Genomic DNA, 22,158 nt, shown 5'->3' with positions numbered 1-22,158 from the left:
GATGAGAAGCATCCAAACGAGCGGTCCCAATCCTGTCGCATTACGTCACCTGCTACCCGTGAGTCGCTCAGCAGACTGGACGGTCCCGTACATCCGGCACCACGAGGGGACCCGCCCATGCCCGGCTCACGCATCGCCGCCGTCGGCCACTACCAGCCTGCCAAGGTGCTGACCAACGACGACCTGGCGGGCATGGTGGACACCAGCGACGAGTGGATCCGCTCCCGGGTCGGCATCCGCACCCGGCACATCGCGGGCCCCGAGGAGCCCGTCGACGAGCTCGCCGCGCATGCCGCCGCCAAGGCCCTCGCGGCGGCGGGCCGGGCCCCGGCGTCCGTGGACCTGGTCGTCGTCGCCACCTCCACGGCGGTCGACCGCTCGCCGAACATGGCCGCCCGCGTCGCCGCCCGGCTCGGCCTGCCCTCGCCCGCCGCGCTGGACGTCAACGTGGTCTGCGCGGGCTTCACGCACGCGCTCGCCACCGCCGACCACGCCGTGCGGGCCGGGGCCGCGAGCCGGGCCGTGGTCATCGGGGCCGACAAGATGTCCGAGATCACGGACTGGACGGACCGCACCACGTGCGTCCTGGTCGGCGACGGCGCGGGCGCGGCCGTCGTCGAGGCCTGCGGGGAGGACGAGGAGCCCGGCATCAGCCCCGTGCTGTGGGGCTCCGTGCCGGAGATGGGGCACGCGGTGCGGATCGAGGGCCAGCCCGCGCGGTTCGCCCAGGAGGGCCAGAGCGTGTACCGCTGGGCCACGACGCAGCTGCCGCCGCTGGCCCGCGCGACCTGCGAGCGGGCCGGGCTCACCCCCGCCGACCTCGCGGCGGTCGTCCTGCACCAGGCCAATCTGCGCATCGTCGAACCGCTCGCCGAGCGCATCGGCGCCGTGAACGCGGTGGTCGCCCGCGACGTGGTCGACTCGGGCAACACCTCGGCCGCGTCCGTGCCGCTCGCGCTCTCCAAGCTGGTCGAGCGCGGCGAGATCGTCACCGGCGACCCGGTGCTGCTCTTCGGCTTCGGCGGCAACCTGTCGTACGCGGGGCAGGTCGTGCGCTGCCCGTGACGCGGGCCGCGGCGGGCCCAACTCCCTCTGGTCCTGGCCGCGGTGCTCGGTAAACTGTAGACAAAAGCCCATGCCGAGGGGGCGCAGGAGGGGGACGGGATGTTGTCCGCAGGACTGCCGCAGGGGACGGTGCCCAAGCTGGAGCGGCCCGGCCCGCTGCGCGAGCGCGTCTACGAGGCGCTGCTCGAACTCATCACCACCCGCGCCCTGAGGCCCGGCCAGCACCTCGTCGAGAGCGAGCTGGCCGGGCACCTCGGCGTCTCCCGGCAGCCCGTGCGCGAGGCCCTCCAGCGGCTCAACACCGAGGGCTGGGTGGACCTCAGGCCCGCACAGGGCGCGTTCGTCCACGAGCCGACCGAGGAGGAGGCGGACCAACTGCTCACGGTCCGTACGCTCCTGGAGGCGGAGGCGGCCCGCCTGGCCGCGGCGAACGCGGGCTCCGCGGGCATCGCCGCCCTCGAAGAGCTCTGCGCCCGGGGGGAGTCGGCCGTCGCCGACGGGGACGTCGACCTCGTCGTCGCCACGAACGCGGCGTTCCACGCCAAGGTCATGGAGCTCGCGGGCAACGTGGTCCTCGCCGAGCTCGCGGGCCGGGTGGACGGCCGGGTCCGCTGGTACTACACGCCGGTGGCGCGGCAGCGGGGCATCCGCTCCTGGGTCGAGCACCGGGAGCTGATCGCGGCGATCGCCGCGCGGGACGAGGCTCGGGCGGTGGCCGTGATGCGGGCCCACACGGAGCACACCCGCCGCACCTACCACGACCGCACCCCGGCCTGACGGGACGCTCCCCTCCCACCCGCCCGCCCTCTCGCCGCCCTCCGGGCTCGCCCTCAATCGCCGGACGGGCTGATCAGTGCCCCGCACCGGCGACTTTCAGCCCGTCCGGCGTTTGAGGACGAGGCGCGGAGCGCCGAAAAGAACGGGGGCACGGGGGCGGAGCCCCCGGATCGGGAAGGGGCGGGTCTGGGGCGCGCCGCGAGGCCCAGCTTTGTCCTGCCACAGGAGAAAGTAGAGAGCAATCCCCGCGCAAGTTCTTCCCAGCCCCGGCACCCACTGCTACGTTCCCCTCGAAAGCCCACCACGCAAGAGGGACAAGGCCGATGAGGCGGGAGGGGCGCGTGAGACGCATGACGGCAAGGCCCGCCAACGCGCACCAGGCGCGCCTGCTGCGCCTGCTGCGCGACGGCGGCCCCAACTCCCGCGCCCAGCTGGGCGACCAGGTGGACCTGTCGAGGTCCAAGCTGGCCGTGGAGGTGGACCGCCTCCTGGAGACGGGACTCGTGGTGGCCGACGGCCTCGCCGCGTCCCGCGGCGGCCGCCGCTCCCACAACATCCGCCTCGCCCCGAACCTCCGCTTCCTCGGCGTCGACATCGGCGCCACCTCGGTCGACGTCGCCGTCACCAACGCCGAGCTGGAGGTGCTCGGCCACCTCAACCAGCCCATGGACGTGCGCGAAGGCCCGGTCGCGGTCTTCGAGCAGGTCCTCGCCATGGCCGCGAAGCTGCGGGCGTCGGGCCTCGCGGAGGGCTTCGACGGCGCGGGCATCGGCGTGCCGGGCCCCGTCCGCTTCCCCGAGGGCGTGCCCGTGGCCCCGCCGATCATGCCCGGCTGGGACGGCTTCCCCGTGAGGGAGGCGCTCAGCCAGGAGCTCGGCTGCCCGGTCATGGTCGACAACGACGTGAACCTGATGGCGATGGGGGAGCAGCACGCGGGCGTGGCCCGCTCCGTGGGCGACTTCCTCTGCGTCAAGATCGGCACCGGCATCGGCTGCGGCATCGTCGTCGGCGGCCAGGTGTACCGGGGCACGACCGGCAGCGCGGGCGACATAGGCCACATCCAGGTGGAACCCGAGGGCCGCCCCTGCGCCTGCGGCAACAAGGGCTGCCTGGAAGCCCACTTCAGCGGTGCCGCGCTCGCCCGTGACGCCCAGGAGGCCGCCCACCAGGGCCGTTCGCCGGAGCTCGCCGCCCGCCTGGAGGCTGCGGGCGCGCTCACGGCCGCCGACGTCGCCGCGGCGGCCGCCGCGGGCGACCCCACCGCGCTCGACCTGATCCGCGCCGGCGGCAACCGCACGGGCCAGGTCATCGCGGGCCTCGTCAGCTTCTTCAACCCGGGTCTCGTGGTGATCGGCGGCGGTGTCACGGGACTCGGCCACACCCTGCTCGCCGCGATCCGCACCCAGGTCTACCGCCAGTCGCTGCCCCTCGCGACCGGCAACCTCCCCATCGTCCTCGGCGAGCTCGGCCCCGCCGCCGGAGTCACCGGCGGCGCCCGGCTCATCAGCGACCACCTGTTCTCACCGGCCTGACCCGCCCCGCGGACACGGCGGCGGCCCGCCCCCGCGCGCACGTCACCTCGGCACGCCCCAGTACAGCGCTCACCCTGCTCTGCCCTGAAACCGGCCACACCCGTACGAGGGAACCGTCATGGCACCAGAACCACCGCTGCTCCGCATGTCCGGCATCACCAAGTCGTTCCCCGGCGTCCGTGCGCTCGACGGCGTCGACCTGCACGTACAGGCCGGTGAGGTGCACTGCCTGCTCGGTCAGAACGGCGCGGGCAAGTCCACGCTCATCAAGGTCCTCGCGGGCGCCCACCAGCCCGACGGCGGCACCATCGCCTGGCGCGGCGACCCGGTCACCCCGCGCTCGCCGATCGCCGCCATGCGGCTCGGCATCGCCACCATCTACCAGGAACTCGACCTGGTCGAGCACCTGTCCGTGGCCGAGAACGTCTTCCTCGGGCACGAGCCGACGGCCGCCGGGTTCGTCGTCCGCAGGGGCGCGGCCCAGGCGTCGACCGCCGCTCTGCTCAAGCGACTCGGTCACGCCGAGATCAGCCCCGCCCGCCTCGTGGGGGAACTGTCCGCCGCCCAGCAGCAGATCGTGTCGATGGCCCGCGCGCTCTCGCACGACGTACGTCTCATCGTCATGGACGAGCCGTCCGCCGCACTCGACCCCGGCGAGGTCGACAACCTCTTCCGCATCGTCGGCGACCTCACCGCCGACGGCGTCGCGGTCGTGTACATCTCGCACCGGCTCGAGGAGATCCGCCGCATCGGCGACCGCGTCACCGTCCTGAAGGACGGCCGGGCCGTCGCGGTCGGGCTGCCCGCGCGGCGGACGCCGACGCGCGAGATCGTCGCGCTGATGACGGGCCGCAGCGTCGAGTACGTCTTCCCGCCGCGGCCTGAGGCCGATCGGCAGCCCTCGCCCGAACCCCTCCTCACCGTCCACGGCCTGGCCAGGGAGGGCGAGTTCGCGCCCCTGGACCTCGCACTGCGGCCCGGGGAGATCGTCGGGCTCGCCGGGCTCGTCGGCTCCGGCCGGTCCGAGATCCTGGAGACCATCTACGGCGCGCGCAGGCCGACCGCGGGCCACGTCCGCGTGCACGGCAGGGCCCTGCGCCCCGGCAGCGTCCGCGCGGCCGTGCGCGCCGGGCTCGGCCTCGCCCCCGAGGAGCGCAAGGCGCAGGCCCTGCTGATGCTGGAGTCCGTCACGCGCAACGTGTCGGTGTCCTCCATGTCCCGCTTCTCGCGCGGCGGCTGGCTGGACCGGGGCAAGGAGCGCGAGGCCGCCCGCGCCGCGACGCGGGAGCTGTCGCTCAGGCCCGACAACCCCTCGGCGCCCGTCCGCACGCTGTCCGGCGGCAACCAGCAGAAGGCCGTCCTCGCCCGGTGGCTGCTGCGCGGCTGCCGGGTCCTGCTGCTCGACGAGCCGACGCGCGGCGTCGACGTCGGCGCCCGCGCCGAGCTGTACGCCGTGGTGCGGCGGCTCGCCGACGAGGGCCTGGCCGTGCTGCTCGTGTCCAGCGAGGTGCCCGAGGTCCTGGGCCTCGCCGACCGCGTCCTGGTGCTCCGCGAGGGCCGGGTGGTGCACACGGCGCCCGCGCGCGAGCTGGACGAGCACCGCGTACTGGACCTGGTCCTGGCGTCCGGCACGGCCCGCCCGGGAGGCCCCGAAGACGGGGCGGGACCTGAAGACGGGGCGGGCCGCGAAGACCGGGCGGGACCTGACGACCGGGCGGGGCCCCAAGACCGGGCGGGGCCCGAAGACCGTCAAGGCCCGGAAGACACCGTCACCACGGAAGGGAGCCCGGCGTCATGACGCAGCCCGCATCGCCCGCCCGGCCCGTCACCGAGAAGAGCCCCCCGACCGACAGCGAACGCGGCCCTCTGTGGGCCCTCGCCGCCCGCGTCGACCTGCGGACCCTGTCGCTGCTCGGCGTCCTCGCCGTGCTGATCCTGATCGGCGGCGTCACCCAGCCCGACGCGTTCCTCGACACCGACAACGTCCAGCTGATCCTCACCCAGGCGTCCGTCATCGGCGTCGTCACCGTCGGCATGACCTTCGTCATCATCTCCGGCGGCATCGACCTGTCCGTCGGCGCGATCGTCGCGCTCGCCTCGGTGTGGGCCACGACCGTCGCCACCCAGGAGTACGGCTTCGCGGGGATCCTCTTCACGGCCGTCGTCGTCGGCCTCGGCTGCGGGCTCGTCAACGGGCTGCTCATCGCGTACGGCGGCCTGGTGCCGTTCATCGCCACGCTCGCCATGCTGGCCTCCGGGCGCGGCCTGGCCCTGGAGATCACCGACGGCAAGACCCAGATGGTCACCGTGGACGGCGTCCTGAAGCTGGGCGAGCGCGACGCGTACGTGCTCGGCATCCCGCCGCTCGTGCTCGTCTTCGCGGGGGTGACCCTCCTCGGCTGGCTGCTCCTGAACCGCACCACGTTCGGGCGCCGCTCGGTCGCGGTGGGCGGCAACGCGGAGGCCGCGCGTCTGGCGGGCATCGACGTACGGCGGCAGCGGCTCTACCTCTACCTCCTCTCGGGCCTGTGCTGCGGCATCGCGGCCTTCCTCCTGATCGTCCTGTCGGGCTCGGGCCAGAACACCAACGGCAACCTGTACGAACTCGACGCCATCGCCGCAGCGATCATCGGCGGCACCCTGCTCAGCGGCGGGCGCGGCACCATCACCGGCTCCGTGCTCGGCGTGCTGATCTTCACCACGATCACCAACATCTTCGCGCTCAACAACCTGGAGACCGCCGTCCAGCAGATCGCCAAGGGGGCGATCATCGTCGCCGCCGTCCTGGTGCAGCGCCGTACGGCCACCACCTGACCACCATCCGAAGGGGTCACCGCCATGCCACACAGCACGAGCCGCAGAGGGCTGCTCTTCGGGGCGGCCGCCGTGTCCGCGGGGGCCGTCCTGACGGGCTGCACCAGCAACGAGTCGAAGGACTCCGACGGCGACGCCGCACCCGCGGGCGACAACCGGCCCGCCGACGACAAGCCCGGCAAGGAGGTCACCATCGGCTTCGCCGGGCCGCAGGCCGACCACGGCTGGCTGAACGCCATCAACGACAACGCCAAGGAGCGGGCGGAGAAGTACAAGGACGTCACCCTGGAGGCCACCGAGGGCTCCAACGACACCGCCGCCCAGATCGGCCAGGTCGAGACCCTCATCAACAAGAAGGTCGACGTCCTCGTCATCCTGCCCGCCGACGGCAAGGCCCTCACCCGGGTCGGCCTGAAGGCCATGAAGGCGGGGATCCCCGTGGTCAACCTCGACCGGATCTTCGCCTCCGCGCAGGCCTACCGCTGCTGGATCGGCGGCGACAACTACGGCATGGGCCTCAACGCCGGGCACTACATCGGCGAGAAGCTCAAGGGCACGAAGAACGCCCGCGTCGTGGAGCTCGCCGGGCTGGACAACCTGGAGCTGACCAAGCAGCGCACCAAGGGCTTCGACGACGCCCTGAAGAACTACCCCAACATCGAGAAGGTCGCCCGGCAGGCCGCCGAGTTCACCGTCGAGTCCGGCCAGGCGAAGATGTCGCAGCTGCTCCAGGCGCAGAAGAACATCGACGCCCTGTGGAACCACGACGACGACCAGGGAGTCGGCGCCCTGCGCGCCATCAAGCAGGCCGGACGCGACGACTTCCTGATGGTCGGCGGCGCGGGCGCCCTCTCCGCGTTCCAGGAGATCAAGGCCGACCGGGGCGTGCTGAAGGCCACCGTCCTGTACCCGCCGACGATGGCGGCGTCCGCGATCGACCTCGCCCGCGCGCTCGGGCAGGGCAAGGGCATCGGCGGCATGGCCGAGTACGAGATCCCGGCCTCCATCACGCTCTACTCGGCCGTCGTCGACAAGGACAACGTCGACCAGTACATGTCCACCGGCTTCAAGTGAGGTGCCCCCAGCCCGCGCATGACCCGCGAACCAGGCGTCGACGCGCCGACCAGGAGGAGTTACCGCATGAGTGAGACGGAGCACGAGGCCGCTTCGGGGGCCGCCGCTTCCGGGGCCGTCGCTTCCGGGGCCGGGCCGGCGCCGGGTCCGGCGGCCGCGCGGCGCCGCCTCGGCGTCGGGATGGTCGGCTACGCCTTCATGGGCGCCGCCCACTCCCAGGGCTGGCGGACCGTGGGGCGCGTCTTCGACCTGCCGGTCGAGGTGCGGCTCGCCGCGGTCTGCGGCCGCGACGGCGCGGCCGTGCGCGCCGCCGCCGACCGGCTCGGCTGGGCCGCCGCCGAGACCGACTGGCGCGCGCTCATCGCCCGGGACGACGTCGACCTCGTCGACGTCTGCACCCCCGGCGACAGCCATGCGGAGATCGCCATCGCCGCCCTGGAGGCGGGCAAGCACGTGTTGTGCGAGAAGCCGCTCGCCAACACCGTGGAGGAGGCGGAGGCCATGGTCGCCGCCGCCGAACGGGCCCGCACCCGGGGGCAGATGGCGATGGTCGGCTTCAACTACCGGCGCGTGCCCGCCCTCGCCCTCGCCCGCGAGCTGGTCGCCGCGGGCCGCCTCGGGACGCTGCGCCACGTACGCCTCACCTACCTCCAGGACTGGCTGGTCGACCCCGGCTTCCCGCTGACGTGGCGGCTGCGCAGGGACCGGGCGGGCTCGGGGGCCCTCGGCGACCTCGGCGCGCACATCGTGGACCTCGCGCAGTACCTGACGGGCGAGGCCGTCGCGGGGGTGTCGGCCCTGACGGAGACGTTCGTACGGGAACGGCCCCTCCTGGAGGGCGCGTCGAGCGGGCTCGCGGCGGGCGGGCTCGCGGCGGGCGGCGCGGGGGCGGACGGTGCCGGGGCTGGGGGCGGCGGCGCGGACGGTGCCGGGGCGGGTGGCGGCGGCGCGGACGGTGCCGGGGCGGGTGGCGGCGGTGCGAGCGGTGCCGGGGCGGGTGGCGGCAGGGCGGGCCAGGTCGCGGTCGGGCAGGTCACGGTCGACGACGCCGCCGTCTTCACGGCCCGCTTCCCCTCCGGCGCCCTCGCCACCTTCGAGGCCACGCGGTTCGCGGCGGGCCGCAAGAACGCGCTGCGCCTCGAACTCAACGGCTCCGACGGCTCGTTGGCCTTCGATCTGGAGCGCCTGAACGAGCTCTCCTTCCACGACCACACCGAACCCGCCGCGTCGGCCGGGTTCCGCCGCATCCTCGTCACCGAGTCCACCCACCCCTATCTGGCGGCCTGGTGGCCGCCCGGCCACGGCCTCGGCTACGAGCACACCTTCGTGCACCAGGCCCGCGACCTGCTGCACGCCATCGCCACCGGCACCGCTCCCGAGCCGTCCTTCGCCGACGGGCTCGCCGTGCAGCGGGTGCTCGCCGCGGTGGAGGAGAGCGCGCAGAAGAACTCCGTGTACACGCCGGTCGCGGCCGCGCCGACGGCGACCTGAGTACGACCTGAGCCCCGCGAAAGCCCGTGACGTCCGACGTCGGGAAAGGAACCGGTCATGCCCCGCTCGTTCACCCTCTTCACCGGCCAGTGGGCGGATCTGCCCCTGGAGGAGGTCTGCTCGCTGGCCCGCGACTTCGGCTACGACGGCCTCGAACTCGCCTGCTGGGGCGACCACTTCGAGGTCGACAAGGCCCTCGCCGACCCGTCGTACGCGGACGGCCGCCGCGCGCTGCTCGACAAGTACGGCCTGAAGTGCTGGGCCGTCTCCAACCACCTCGTCGGGCAGGCGGTGTGCGACGCCATCATCGACGAGCGCCACCGCGCGATCCTGCCCCGCCGGATCTGGGGCGACGGCGACGCGGAGGGCGTGCGGCGCAGGGCCGCCGCCGAGATGGCCGACACGGCGCGCGCGGCCGCGGCCTTCGGCGTGCGGACGGTGGTCGGCTTCACCGGCTCCGCGATCTGGCACCTCGTGGCGATGTTCCCGCCCGCGCCCGAGTCGATGATCGAGCGCGGCTACGAGGACTTCGCGGAGCGCTGGAACCCGATCCTGGACGTGTTCGACGCGGAGGGCGTCCGCTTCGCCCACGAGGTCCACCCGAGCGAGATCGCGTACGACTACTGGACCACGCAGAAGGCCCTGGACGCCGTCGGCCACCGTCCCGCCTTCGGCCTCAACTTCGACCCGTCGCACTTCGTGTGGCAGGACCTCGACCCGGTGTCGTTCCTCTGGGACTTCCGCGAGCGCGTCTACCACGTCGACTGCAAGGAGGCCCGGCGCCGGCTCGACGGCCGCAACGGCCGCCTCGGCTCCCATCTGCCGTGGGGCGACCCGCGCCGCGGCTGGGACTTCGTCTCGGCGGGCCACGGGGACGTCCCCTGGGAGGACGTCTTCCGCATGCTGCGCGCCATCTCCTACGACGGCCCGATCTCGGTCGAGTGGGAGGACGCGGGCATGGACCGCCTCCAGGGCGCCCCCGAGGCCCTCCGCCACCTCAGGTCGTACGACTACGAGCCCCCGACAGCTTCCTTCGACGCGGCCTTCGCGAAGTAGCCCCTCGTCCGCGGCCCGAACCGGCGACAGATGCGGCCCGTCCGGCGTCTGAGGACGAGGCGCGGAGCGCCGTTCTCGGGGGATACGGGGGCGGAGCCCTCCGGTTCGGGAAGGGGCGGGTCCGGGGCGCACCCGCGAGGGCTCCCACTTTGTCCCGCCCAAGGAAGAAGCCGAACACCCTTGCCGCGCAAGGGCTTTCCGCCACGGACAAACGCGGCTACCGTCGCTGAGGTGTACAGGACATAACTCCCGGGGTGACGGCGCACCCCGGGCGCCAGGCAGCAGCCAGCCCCACACGGCCCCCGACCGGAGGACCCCGTGCACAGACCGCGCCCCACCCCCCGCAAGGCCCTCGCCCTGCTCACCGGCACCCTCCTCACCGCCGCAACCCTCACCGTCGCCGCCCCCCACAGCACGGCCCAAGCGCCGTCGCAACCGCGCGCGGAGGACTTCCAGCAGGTCACCCTCGCCAAGGGCGAGCCGGAGATGGGCGAGCCCATGACCCTCGCCGTGCTCCCCGACCGCTCGGTCCTGCACACGTCCCGCGACGGCACGGTGCGCCTGACGGACGCCAGGGGAGAGACGAAGGTCGCCGGGAGGATACCGGTGTACTCGCACGACGAGGAAGGCCTGCAAGGCGTCGGCATCGACCCGAACTTCCGCAAGAACAGGGCGGTCTACCTCTACTACGCCCCGCCCCTGAGCACCCCCGCGGGCGACGCGCCCAACGACGGCACCGCGGCGGACTTCAAGAAGTTCGACGGCGTGAACCGGCTGTCCCGCTTCGTGCTCAAGCCCGACGGCACCCTGGACCTGGCCGGGGAGAAGAAGGTCATCGACGTCCCCGCGAGCCGCGGCATCTGCTGCCACGTCGGCGGCGACATCGACTTCGACCGGCAGGGCAACCTCTATCTGTCGACCGGCGACGACTCCAATCCCTTCGCCTCCGACGGCTACACCCCCATCGACGAGCGCGCCGGCCGCAACCCCGCCTACGACGCCCAGCGCACCGCCGCCAACACCAACGACCTGCGCGGCAAGATCCTCCGTATCAAGGTCAGGAACGACGGCTCGTACACCGTCCCGCGCGGCAACCTCTTCGCCAAGGGCACTGCGAAGACCCGCCCCGAGATCTACGCGATGGGCTTCCGCAACCCCTTCCGGATGAGCGTCGACAAGCCCACCGGCATCGTCTACCTCGGCGACTACGGCCCCGACGCGGGCAAGGCCGACCCGAAGCGCGGCCCGGCCGGACAGGTCGAGTTCACCCGTGTGACGAAGCCCGGCAACTACGGCTGGCCCTACTGCACCGGCAAGAACGACGCCTACGTCGACTACGACTTCGCCACCGGCGCCTCCGGCGCGGCCTTCGACTGCGCCGCCCCGCGCAACACCTCGCCGCGCAACACCGGCCTGACCCAGCTGCCGCCCGCGCAGCCCGCGTGGATCCCGTACGACGGCGGCTCGGTCCCGGAGTTCGGCACCGGCTCGGAGTCGCCGATGGGCGGCCCGGTCTACCGCTACGACGCGAACCTCGCATCGCCGGTCAAGTTCCCGCAGGCCTACGACGGGAACTACTTCGCGGGCGAGTTCGGACGCCGCTGGATCAAGCGCATCGACCAGGGCGCGGACGGCACCGTGAAGTCCATCAACGCCTTCCCCTGGAAGGGCACCCAGGTGATGGACATGGAGTTCGGCCCGGACGGGGCGCTGTACGTCCTCGACTACGGCACCGGCTACTTCAACGGCGACCAGAACTCCGCCCTGTACCGCATCGAGAACGCCACCGGCGGCCACTCGCCGGTCGTCGAGGCCGCAGCCTCGGTCACCAGCGGCCAGATCCCCCTGAAGACCCAGTTCACGGCCAGGGCCACGGACGCCGACGGCGACGCCCTCACCTACGCGTGGGACTTCGGCGACGGCGGCACGTCCACCGAGCAGAACCCCTCGCACACGTACGACAAGAACGGCGTCTACACCGCGACCGTCACCGCCAAGGACCCCGGCGGCCGCACCGGCACCGCGAGCGCGCACATCACCGTCGGCAACACCGCGCCCGCCGTGAAGCTGGAACTCCCCGGCGACGGCCAGCTGTTCACCTTCGGCGACAAGGTGCCCTTCAAGGTGACGGTGACCGATCCGGAGGACGGGGCCGTCGACTGCTCCAAGGTCAAGGTCACCCACATCCTCGGCCACGACAGCCACGGCCACCCGGTCACCTCCGCGAACGGCTGCGAAGGCACCCTCCAGACGTCCGCGGACAGCGAGCACGACCCGAACGCGAACATCTTCGGCGTCTTCGACGCCGAGTACACCGACAAGGGCGCGAACGGCCAGCCCCCGCTGACCACCCACGACCAGAGCGTCACCCAGACCCGGCACCGCCAGGCCGAGCACTACGGCGCCTCCCAGGGCGTGAGCGTCATCAGCCACACCCCCGCCCACGGCGGCAAGACGGTCGGCGACATCCACAACGGCGACTGGATCTCCTTCAAGCCCTACCGGCTGGGCAACGCCACGAAACTGACGGCGCGCGTGGCCTCCGCGGGCTCCGGCGGCACCCTGGAGATCCGCGCGGGCACGGCCGACGGCACGCTGCTCGGCAGCGCCAAGGTCGACCCGACCGGGTCGTGGGAGACGTACACCGACGTCAGCACGGCCATCACGGGCGCGCCCACGGGGACGACCACGCTCTATCTGGTCTTCAAGGGCGCGGGCACGGGCGCCCTGTACGACGTCGACGACTTCACCTTCACCACGAGCTGAGAGGGAGGCACCGCGATGCGCGCACGCGCGCGGCTCGTCGTCGCCACGGCGGCCGCCACCCTGCTGATCGGGTGCGTCTCGGGTCCCGCCCAGTCCAGGCCGGACCCCGACGACGGCGGGCACACGGGCGGCAAGGACGGCGAACGGGTCCTGGTCTTCTCCAAGACCGCCGGTTTCCGCCACGACTCGATCCCGGACGGCATCGCCGCCGTCCGGGACCTGGGCGCCGCCCACGGCTTCTCCGTCGACGCGACGGACGACGCCCGCGCCTTCACCCCCAAGAACCTGTCCCGCTACGACGCCGTCGTCTGGCTCTCCACCACCGGCGACGTCCTCAACTCCGCCCAGCAGAACGCCTTCGAACGCTACGTCCGCGCGGGCGGCGGCTACGCTGGTGTCCACGCGGCCGCCGACACCGAGTACGACTGGCCCTTCTACGGCGCCCTCGTCGGCGCCCACTTCCAGTCGCACCCGGCCGTCCAGCCCGCGAAGATCAAGGTCGAGGACCGCACCCACCCGGCGACGGCCCACCTCGGCGCCGGCTGGGACCGCACCGACGAGTGGTACAACTACCGCTCCAATCCCCGCACCCGGGCCCGGGTCCTGGCCTCCCTCGACGAGTCCTCCTACAGCGGCGGCTCGATGGGCGGCGACCACCCCATCGCCTGGTGCCAGAGCTCCGTCGACGGCGGCGCCGGGCGCTCCTTCTACACCGGCGGCGGCCACACCAAGCAGTCCTACGCCGACCCTGCCTTCCGCCGTCACCTCCTCGGCGGCATCCAGTACGCCACGGGCGCCGCGCGGGCAGACTGCCGCCCCGAGCAGGGCTACACCTCCTTGTTCGACGGCACCACCGCCTCCCTCACCCGGTGGAAACAGGCCGGGCCCGGCTCCTTCGCCCTGGCCGACGACGGCACCCTCACCTCCGTCGGCGGCATGGGCCTCCTCTGGTACGCCCACCGCTCCTTCGCCTCCTACTCCCTCAAGCTCGACTGGAAGATGACCGGGGCCGACAAGGACGACAACTCCGGTGTCTTCGTGGGCTTCCCGCCCTCCGACGACCCGTGGTCGGCCGTCAACAACGGCTACGAGATCCAGATCGACGCCACCGACGTGCCGGAGAAGACCACCGGCTCCGTGTACGGCTTCAAGTCCGCCGACCTGGCCGCCCGCGACCGCGCCCTGAACCCGCCGGGCCAGTGGAACACCTACGAACTCCGCGTCGAGGGCGAGCGCCTGCGGATCTGGCTCAACGGCACCCTGATCAACGACTTCACCAACACCGACCCCGCCCGCAGCCTGCGCGACGGCCACATCGGCATCCAGAACCACGGTGCCGACGACCAGGTCGCCTTCCGCGACATCCGCGTGAAGGACCTGGCCGCGGCCCGCGCCACCGACGCGTCCGCCACCGCCCCCGAGGCCCGGGGAGCGGGCGCCCGATAGACGGCGGTGGGCGGAGGACGCCGGACCTCCGCCCACCGTCCCAACGTCTTGTCGCCGTCTTGCCTCCTCGTGAGGCACGTGTGATGACTGAGCGCATGCGCACCGACCGCGTGCCGAGACAGGAGGCAGCCGTGTCCACTACCGCTACCGAGGAACCCACGGGGGTGTGGCTGATCGGGGCCCGTGGGTCCGTCGCGACCACGGCCGTCGCGGGCTGCGCGGCGATGACGGCAGGACTGCACCCACCGACCGGCCTGGTCACGGAGACCCCGCCCTTCGCCCGCGCCGGGCTGCCCGCCCTGTTCACCCTCGTCTTCGGCGGCCACGACACCGTGGAGTGCCCCCTGCCCAAACGCGCCGAACAACTGGCCGCCCAGGGCGTCCTGCCGCACGGCCTGCCCACGGCGGTCCGCGCCGAACTCGTCGCCGCCGACGCCGAGATCCGCACTGGTGGCCCCCTGCCCGGCGACACCCGCACCGACGAGGAACTCATCTCTGCCTTCACCTCCGAAATCTCCGACTTCCTGCACCGCCACGGCCTCGCCCGCGCGGTCGTCATCAACGTGGCCTCCACGGAACCGACCCGGCTCGCGGGGGCGGCCGGGCTCGCCGGGGCAGCCGGGGCTGCTGGGGCTGCTGGGGCTGCCGCGAGGAGTGGGTCCCTCCGGGCGGCCAGGCCCGCCGGGGCACCCGGGTCTGTCGAGGCCATGGGGCCTGCTGGCTCTGCCGAGGCCACAGGGTCCGCCGGGCCACCCGGGCCACCCGGGCCACCCGGGTCTGCCGAGGCCACGGGGTGCGCCGGGTCTGCCGAGGTCACCGGGCACGCCGGGCCCACCGAACTGCCGCCCGGCACGGGGACGCCCCCCGGCCGCCGCCTGCCGGCCAGCTCCCTCTACGCGACAGCGGCCCTCCGCGCGGGCTGCCCCTACGTGAACTTCACCCCCTCCACCGGCCTGCACCACCCCGCCCTCGCCGACCTCGCCGCGTCCAGCGGACTCCCGTACGCGGGCCGCGACGGCAAGACGGGCCAGACCCTGCTGCGCTCCGTGCTCGGCCCGATGTTCGCCCAGCGGGCCCTGGCCGTCCGCGCCTGGTCCGGCACGAACCTCCTCGGCGGCGGTGACGGCGCCGCCCTCGCCGACCCTGACGCGGCCGCCGCCAAGAACGCGGGCAAGGAGCGCGTCCTCGCCGACACCCTCGGCGCCGTCCCCCAGGGCGAGGTCCACATCGACGACGTCCCCGCCCTCGGCGACTGGAAGACCGCCTGGGACCACATCGCCTTCGACGGCTTCCTCGGCACCCGCATGATCCTCCAGACCACCTGGCAGGGCTGCGACTCCGCCCTCGCCGCCCCCTTGATCCTCGATCTGGCCCGCCTCCTCTCCGCCGCCCACGCCCACGGCCTCTCCGGCCCCCGCCCCGAACTCGCCTTCTACTTCAAGGACCCCGACCCCGGCGCGCCCGCGGCCCTCGGGGACCAGTACGCCGCGCTCACCGCCTTCGCCGCCCGCCTCCAGGGACGGGGTGAGTAGCTGTGCCCTCCTTCCGGGCCCACGCCCGCGCCTGGGCCGAACTCCTGCGGCTCCCCGCCCTGTTCACCGTCCCCGGCGACGCCCTCGCGGGCGCCGCCGCCACCGGCCTGCGCCCCGGCCGGGGCACTGCCCTCGCCCTCACCTCCTCCCTCTGCCTCTACGAGGCGGGCATGGCCCTCAACGACTGGGCCGACCGCGCCGAGGACGCCGTGGACCGTCCGCACCGCCCCATCCCCTCCGGCCGCGTCCACCCCACCGCCGCCCTCACGGCCGCCGCCGCCCTCACCGCGGCGGGCCTGGCCCTGGCCGCCCGAGCGGGCCGCCCCGCCCTGACCGTGGCCACCGCCCTGGCCGGTACCGTCTGGGCCTACGACCTGACCCTCAAACACACCAAGGCGGGTCCCACCGCCATGGCCACGGCCCGCGCCTTGGACCTCCTCCTCGGCGCGACGGCGACGGCGACGGCCTCGGCTACGGCAACGGCTTCGGAATCTGTTGAGGGGCGCGTGGGGGCGGGGCGGGGGCGGGGTGCCCGCGGGGCAACCGCAGGCGGCAGTGTGGCCGGGGCTACCGGGGCCCGGGAAGGCGTGAGCCGGGTGAGCTCCGCGCTTCCCGCCGCCCTGGCGCTCGGCGCACACACCCTCGCGGTCACCTCCGTCTCCCGCCATGAGACCCAAGGCGGCACCACCGCGGCCCCGTTGGGCGCTCTCGCCACGACCCTCGCGCTGGCCCACGCGGTGGCCCGGCCCCGGCGGGCGGCGGTCGGCCCCCTTGCGCACCGGCGGGCGGTACACGGACCTCCTTCGCTCCCGCAGCAGACGGATGGTCCTCCTTCGCTCCCGCTGTCGACCGATGGTCCGCCTTCGCTCCCGGCAGGCCGACGGCCAGCAGTCAGGCTCGGCCTACCGGGCACCACTCGACCGGCCCGCCCGGCCGAAGACACCGCTGCCCTCACCCGGACCGCCCTCGCCCTGGCCTACACCGCGACCGCCGGTCGGCCCTTCCTCCACGCGGCCCTGAACCCCTCACCCCCCTTGACCCAGCGCGCCGTCGGCGGCGGCATCCGCGCCCTCATCCCGCTACAGGCCGCGCTCGCCGCGCGGTCCGGAGCCCTCGGCAGCGCCCTCGTCGCCGCGAGCCTGGCCCCGGCGGCCCGCCGCTTCGCCCGCAGGGTGAGCGTCACATGACTGCCCCGAACGAGCCCCCACCCGCGCGCGGTGCCTCGCGCCACGACGGCCCCCGCGCCGGAGCCCCGACTGCCCAGGAGGCCCCGGCCGCAGGACTCCCCGCTGAAGGCACCCCCGCCCACCTCCGCTTCGGCTACGGCACCAACGGCCTCACCGACCTCCGTCTCGACGACGCCCTCGGCCTCCTCGCCGACCTCGGCTACGCCGGTGTCGGCCTCACGCTCGACCACATGCACCTCGACCCCCTCGCCCCCGACCTGGCCGCCCGCACCCAGAGGGTGGCCCGGCGCCTGGATCGGCTGGGGCTGACGGTCACGGTGGAGACGGGCGCCCGCTATGTGCTCGACCCACGCCGCAAGCACGGGCCCTCCCTGCTGGACCCCGATCCGCAGGGCCGTGCCGAACGGGTCCGCCTCCTCGTCCGCGCCGTGCAGGTCGCCACGGACCTCGGCGCTCACGCCGTGCACTGCTTCAGCGGCAGCACACCGGACGGCACCTCCGTGGACACCGCCTGGTCGCGGCTCACCGACGCGCTCCAGCCCGTCCTGGACGCTGCGTCCGAGGCCCGCCTGCCGCTGGCCATCGAACCCGAGCCCGGCCATCTCCTCGCCACCCTCGCCGACTTCCACCACCTCCGTCATCTCCTCGGCGACCCCGAACTCCTGGGCCTGACCCTCGACATCGGCCACTGCCAGTGCCTCGAACCGCAGTCACCCGCCGACTGCGTCCGCGCCGCCGCCCCCTGGCTTCGGCACGTCCAGATCGAGGACATGCGCCGGGGCGTCCACGAACACCTCCCCTTCGGCGACGGCGAGATCGACTTCCCGCCCGTGCTGCGCGCCCTCGCCGACACCGGCTACCAAGGCCTGACCGTCGTCGAGCTGCCCCGCCACTCCCACGCAGGCCCACAACTCGCCTCCCAGTCAATGGACTTCCTCCGCCGTGCCGCGACCGTCGCACGGCCACAGACCGAGACCTGCGGCACTCGCACCTCCCCTCGCGCTCCCTCCCGTCCCGTCACCGTCCCGCTGCCGCTCCGCGAGGCCTCACCCCCAGGAGGAACCCCGTGACCGACACGTCCACCGTCGCCGACCTCCGCTCCCGCCTCGACGCCACCCTCGGTGGCGCCGCCCGCGCCTGGCTCGACCAGGCCGTCGCCGAAGCCACCGCGCACCCCACCGCCGACGACCGGGCCGCCCACCCCACCTGGGAACTGCGGTTCGCCGAAGCCGGTCGCCGCTGCGGGTCCGAGCACGCCGACGCCGCCCGCCTGCTGCTGCTCCACGCCGCCCGTGCTGACACCGCCACCCTCACCCGCCTCTACGACCAGGGCACCGCTGCCGAACGCCGCGCCGTCCTGCGCTCCCTCCCCCTCCTGGTGTCGGGCCCCGTCGCGCTGCCGCTGGTCGACGACGCCCTGCGTACCAACGACACCCGGCTCCTCGCCGCTGCCCTCGGCCCCTACGCCGCCGCTCACCTCCCCTCGCACGCCTGGCGGCACGCCGTCCTCAAGTGCCTGTTCACCGGCGTGCCCGTGGACGCCGTCGCCGACCTGGAGCGCCGGGCCCACGCCGACGCCGAACTGGCCCGGATGCTCGCCGACTACGCGGACGAACGCACCGCCGCCGGCCGCCCCGTCCCCGGCGAGCTGCGTCGCGTCCTGGCTCTGGCCGCCCCACCGGACCCTTCGGACCTCCCGGACCCGGTGGCTTCCGTGACCGTCACGGCCCCATCGACCCCGATCGGCGAGGAGCAGGAGTCCTGATGCGCATCTTCGACCCCCACATCCACATGAGCTCCCGCACCACCGACGACTACCAGGCCATGCACGCCGCAGGGGTGCGCGCCGTCGTCGAACCCGCTTTCTGGCTGGGGCAGCCCCGCACCTCGCCGGCCTCCTTCGTCGACTATTTCGACTCCCTCCTCGGCTGGGAGCCCTTCCGTGCCGCCCAATACGGCATAGCCCACCACTGCACGATCGCGCTCAACCCCAAGGAGGCGAACGACGCGCGCTGCACCCCCGTCCTCGACCTGCTGCCTCGCTATCTGATGAAGGACAACGTCGTCGCCGTCGGTGAGATCGGCTACGACTCCATGACACCCGCCGAGGACACCGCCCTCGCGGCCCAATTGCAGCTCGCCGCCGACCACGAGCTGCCCGCGCTCGTGCACACCCCGCACCGCGACAAACTCGCGGGACTGCGCCGCACCCTGGACGTCGTCGCGGAGTCCGCGGTGCCCCCGGACCGCGTCCTGATCGACCACCTCAACGAGACCACCGTCAAGGAAGCCAAGGACGCGGGCTGCTGGCTCGGCTTCTCTATCTATCCCGACACCAAGATGGACGAGGAGCGGATGGTCGCGATCCTGCGCCAGTACGGCCCGGAGCACGTCCTCGTGAACTCGGCAGCCGACTGGGGCAGGAGCGATCCCCTCAAGACGCGCAAGGTCGCAGACACGATGCTGGACGCCGGATTCACCGCGGACGAGGTCGACCGCGTGCTGTGGCGCAACCCCGTCGCCTTCTACGGGCTCAGCGGCCGCCTCGCCCTGGATGTCGCGGACACCGACGCCACCCACGAGGGCAACTCCATCCTCCGCGGCGGGGCGTGAGCCATGCGCTTCCGCCACCCCGACGGCTCCACCGTCCACCTCGCCTACTGCACGAACGTCCACCCCGCCGAGACCCTCGACGGCGTCCTCACGCAGCTCCGCGACCACTGCGAACCCGTCCGCAAACGGCTCGGCCGGGACCGCATCGGCATCGGGCTGTGGCTCGCCAAGGACGCCGCCCACGCCCTCGTCACGGACCCCGCCGCGCTGCGCGGCCTGCGCACCGAACTCGACCGACGCGGCCTGGAAGTGGTCACCCTCAACGGCTTCCCCTATGAGGGCTTCGGCTCCGCCGAGGTCAAGTACCGCGTCTACAAGCCGGACTGGGCCGACCCCGAGCGCCTGGAGCACACCTCCTCCCTGGCCCGTATCCTCGCTCAGCTGCTGCCCGACGACGTCACCGAAGGCTCCATCTCCACCCTGCCGCTGGCCTGGCGCACCGCCTCCGGCCCGGCCCGTGCCCAGGCCGCCCGCACCGCCCTCGGCTCGCTCGCCGCGCGCCTCGACGCCCTCGCCGAACTCACCGGCCGGTCCATCCGCATCGGCCTCGAACCTGAACCCGGTTGCATCGTGGAGACCACCGGTGACGCCATCGAGCCCCTCACCGAGGTCGGCCACCACCGCATCGGCGTCTGTGTCGACACCTGTCACCTCGCCACCTCCTTCGAAGACCCGCACACCGCCCTCGGCGCCCTCACCGCCGCGGGCATCCCCGTCGTCAAAGCCCAGCTCTCCGCCGCCCTGCACGCCGAACACCCCCACCTCCCCGAAGTACGCGCGGCCCTCGCCGCCTTCGACGAACCCCGCTTCCTGCACCAGACCCGCACCGTGCCGCACGGCCCCGCCCGCCCGGACACGACGGGAACCCCGGGCACCGCCCTGCGCGGCACCGACGACCTCGGCGAGGCCCTCACCCCCGGCGCCCTGCCCGACACGGCACCCTGGCGCTCCCACTTCCACGTACCGCTGCACGCGGCCCCCGCGCCGCCGCTCACCTCCACGCTCTCCGTCCTCAAGGACACGCTCGCCCTGCTCGTCGGCGGACCGCACCCGCGCACCCGCCACCTCGAGGTCGAGACCTACACCTGGCAGGCACTCCCGCCCGAGCTGCGCCCGCGCGCCCGCCCCCAGCTGGTCGACGGCATCGCCGCCGAACTCACCCTCGCCCGCGACCTCCTGACGGACCTCGGCCTGAAGGAACTGCCATGACACCTCCCGCCCCAGGACGGCCGAACCCGCTCCTCGTCCTCGACGTCGTCGGCCTCACTCCCCATCTGCTCGCCCATATGCCGCACCTCGCGGCCCTCGGCGCATCCGGCTCCCGAGCACCCCTCGGCACCGTCCTGCCCGCCGTCACCTGCGCCGCCCAGTCGACGTTCCTCACCGGCACCACCCCCGCCGAGCACGGCATCGTCGGCAACGGCTGGTACTTCCGCGAGCTCGGCGACGTCCTGCTGTGGCGCCAGCACAACGGCCTCGTCGCGGGTGACAAGCTGTGGGACGCCGCCCGCCGCGCCCACCCCGGCTACACCGTCGCCAACATCTGCTGGTGGTACGCCATGGGCGCCGACACCGACATCACTGTCACCCCCCGCCCCGTGTACTACGCCGACGGCCGCAAGGAGCCCGACTGCTACACCCGGCCCCCCGCCTTGCACAACGAACTCACCGAGAAATGCGGCACGTTCCCCCTCTTCCACTTCTGGGGCCCCGGCGCGGACATCGTCTCCAGCCGGTGGATCGTGGACGCCACCCGCCACATCATCGACACCCGTCACCCCGACCTCGCCCTGTGCTACCTCCCTCATCTCGACTACGACCTGCAGCGGTTCGGCCCCGACGACCCGCGTGCCCACCGGGCCGCCGCTGACCTGGACGCGGTGATCGCCCCGCTCCTCGCCGACGCGAAGGCCGAGGGCCGCACGGTCGTCGCCCTGTCCGAGTACGGCATCACACGGGTGAGCCGCCCCGTCGACATCAACCGCGCGCTGCGCCGCGCCGGGCTCCTGGAAGTGCACACCCAGGACGGCATGGAGTACCTCGACCCGATGGCCTCCCGGGCCTTCGCCGTTGCGGACCACCAGATCGCCCACGTGTATGTGCGACGCCCGGAGGACCTGGAGGCCACCCGCGCGGCCCTCGACGGTCTGGACGGCATCGACCAACTCCTCGACGACGAGGGCAAGAAGGCCCACCACCTGGACCATCCCCGCTCGGGTGAGCTGGTCGCCGTCGCCGAGGCCGACGCCTGGTTCACGTACTACTACTGGCTCGACGACGCCCGCGCGCCCGACTTCGCGCCGCTCGTCGAGATCCACCGCAAACCCGGCTACGACCCGGTCGAACTGTTCATGGACCCCGAAGATCCCTACGTCCGGCTGAAGGCCGCGGGTGCGCTCGCGCGCAAGAAGCTCGGCATGCGCTACCGCATGGCGGTGGTGCCCCTGGACCCGTCGCCTATTCGCGGCAGCCACGGCCGCCTCCCGACGAGCGAGGATTCCGATTCCGGACCGCTCATTCTGTGCTCCACCCCCCGCGTTGTCACCGGCCGCGTCGCGGCCACCGATGTGAAGTCCCTGCTGCTCCAGCTCGCCGGCCTTGACTGAAAGCCCGTGAGCGCTCACGCGGACGCGGCGCCGTCAGCGCCCCGCTCGGCGGTGGCGTCGTCCACGCCGCCCCGTCCGCGTGGTTTCCACTGAACCAGAGAGCGCGGGCGCTGCCATCAGGGTTCGCCCCTGACCCGACCCCGAGGCGTTCTTCGAACCCATCCCTGACACCACCCTGACCCCCTCCTGGGAGGCCCGC

Annotated in this window: 17 protein-coding genes; all 17 read left to right on the top strand. The window is 73.3% G+C overall.

Going from position 1 to position 22,158, the window contains the following annotated elements; translation table 11 throughout:
• Nucleotides 1-117 precede the first annotated feature (117 nt).
• The 17 genes from AC5WAM_RS08810 to AC5WAM_RS08730 all read left to right on the top strand — a co-directional run bounded on the left by AC5WAM_RS08810 (nucleotide 118) and on the right by AC5WAM_RS08730 (nucleotide 21,959).
• Nucleotides 118-1,065 carry a beta-ketoacyl-ACP synthase III gene (locus AC5WAM_RS08810; RefSeq protein ID WP_366792287.1) on the top strand — a complete coding sequence of 316 codons (948 nt, stop codon included), beginning with the start codon at nucleotides 118-120 and terminating at the stop codon, nucleotides 1,063-1,065.
• A gap of 99 nt (nucleotides 1,066-1,164) precedes the next feature.
• Nucleotides 1,165-1,842, top strand: a complete 678-nt coding sequence (locus tag AC5WAM_RS08805; protein WP_495522218.1) for a GntR family transcriptional regulator — start codon at nucleotides 1,165-1,167, stop codon at nucleotides 1,840-1,842.
• A 350-nt stretch (nucleotides 1,843-2,192) separates the two neighbouring features.
• The gene (locus AC5WAM_RS08800; protein ID WP_366792285.1) at nucleotides 2,193-3,374 is read left to right on the top strand and encodes an ROK family transcriptional regulator; all 1,182 of its coding nucleotides are present in this window, start codon (nucleotides 2,193-2,195) and stop codon (nucleotides 3,372-3,374) included.
• A 118-nt stretch (nucleotides 3,375-3,492) separates the two neighbouring features.
• On the top strand, nucleotides 3,493-5,172 hold the full coding sequence (locus AC5WAM_RS08795; protein WP_495522217.1) for a sugar ABC transporter ATP-binding protein: 1,680 nt from the start codon (nucleotides 3,493-3,495) through the stop codon (nucleotides 5,170-5,172).
• Nucleotides 5,169-6,188 (top strand): ABC transporter permease, encoded by a 1,020-nt coding sequence (locus AC5WAM_RS08790; protein ID WP_495522216.1) that lies wholly within the window; start codon nucleotides 5,169-5,171, stop codon nucleotides 6,186-6,188. Before AC5WAM_RS08795 ends, AC5WAM_RS08790 begins: the two co-directional genes overlap by 4 nt.
• Before the next feature lie 24 nt (nucleotides 6,189-6,212).
• Entirely contained in the window at nucleotides 6,213-7,262 is a 1,050-nt protein-coding gene (locus AC5WAM_RS08785; protein ID WP_366792283.1) for a substrate-binding domain-containing protein, read from the top strand.
• Nucleotides 7,263-7,328: 66 nt separating this feature from the next.
• Nucleotides 7,329-8,753 carry a Gfo/Idh/MocA family protein gene (locus AC5WAM_RS08780; RefSeq protein ID WP_495522215.1) on the top strand — a complete coding sequence of 475 codons (1,425 nt, stop codon included), beginning with the start codon at nucleotides 7,329-7,331 and terminating at the stop codon, nucleotides 8,751-8,753.
• Between the two features lie 57 nt (nucleotides 8,754-8,810).
• Nucleotides 8,811-9,809: a sugar phosphate isomerase/epimerase family protein gene (locus AC5WAM_RS08775; RefSeq protein WP_495522214.1), complete on the top strand. Its 999-nt coding sequence runs from the start codon at nucleotides 8,811-8,813 to the stop codon at nucleotides 9,807-9,809.
• Nucleotides 9,810-10,127: 318 nt separating this feature from the next.
• Nucleotides 10,128-12,575, top strand: a complete 2,448-nt coding sequence (locus AC5WAM_RS08770; protein ID WP_495522213.1) for a PQQ-dependent sugar dehydrogenase — start codon at nucleotides 10,128-10,130, stop codon at nucleotides 12,573-12,575.
• Between the two features lie 15 nt (nucleotides 12,576-12,590).
• Nucleotides 12,591-14,021 (top strand): ThuA domain-containing protein, encoded by a 1,431-nt coding sequence (locus AC5WAM_RS08765; RefSeq protein ID WP_495522212.1) that lies wholly within the window; start codon nucleotides 12,591-12,593, stop codon nucleotides 14,019-14,021.
• Nucleotides 14,022-14,152: 131 nt separating this feature from the next.
• Nucleotides 14,153-15,553 carry an inositol-3-phosphate synthase gene (locus AC5WAM_RS08760; protein WP_495522211.1) on the top strand — a complete coding sequence of 467 codons (1,401 nt, stop codon included), beginning with the start codon at nucleotides 14,153-14,155 and terminating at the stop codon, nucleotides 15,551-15,553.
• A 2-nt stretch (nucleotides 15,554-15,555) separates the two neighbouring features.
• Nucleotides 15,556-16,740, top strand: coding sequence for an SCO3242 family prenyltransferase (locus AC5WAM_RS08755; RefSeq protein ID WP_495522210.1), 1,185 nt, complete (start codon nucleotides 15,556-15,558; stop codon nucleotides 16,738-16,740).
• A complete protein-coding gene (locus tag AC5WAM_RS08750; RefSeq protein WP_495522209.1) occupies nucleotides 16,737-17,810 on the top strand; it encodes a sugar phosphate isomerase/epimerase family protein in 1,074 nt (357 codons plus the stop codon). Before AC5WAM_RS08755 ends, AC5WAM_RS08750 begins: the two co-directional genes overlap by 4 nt.
• Complete coding sequence (locus AC5WAM_RS08745; RefSeq protein ID WP_495522208.1) at nucleotides 17,807-18,505, top strand: EboA domain-containing protein; 699 nt, start codon at nucleotides 17,807-17,809, stop codon at nucleotides 18,503-18,505. The genes AC5WAM_RS08750 and AC5WAM_RS08745 overlap by 4 nt, the downstream gene beginning before the upstream one ends.
• Nucleotides 18,505-19,353, top strand: coding sequence for a TatD family hydrolase (locus tag AC5WAM_RS08740; protein WP_495522207.1), 849 nt, complete (start codon nucleotides 18,505-18,507; stop codon nucleotides 19,351-19,353). Before AC5WAM_RS08745 ends, AC5WAM_RS08740 begins: the two co-directional genes overlap by 1 nt.
• Nucleotides 19,354-19,356: 3 nt before the next feature.
• Entirely contained in the window at nucleotides 19,357-20,562 is a 1,206-nt protein-coding gene (eboE, locus tag AC5WAM_RS08735; protein ID WP_495522206.1) for a metabolite traffic protein EboE, read from the top strand.
• Nucleotides 20,559-21,959 carry an alkaline phosphatase family protein gene (locus AC5WAM_RS08730; RefSeq protein ID WP_495522205.1) on the top strand — a complete coding sequence of 467 codons (1,401 nt, stop codon included), beginning with the start codon at nucleotides 20,559-20,561 and terminating at the stop codon, nucleotides 21,957-21,959. Before eboE ends, AC5WAM_RS08730 begins: the two co-directional genes overlap by 4 nt.
• Nucleotides 21,960-22,158 lie beyond the last annotated feature (199 nt).

This window comes from Streptomyces sp. JLYT201 (assembly GCF_059448825.1).
Note: the sequence above shows the minus strand (reverse complement) of the source record. Positions and strands in the feature narration are given on the sequence as shown.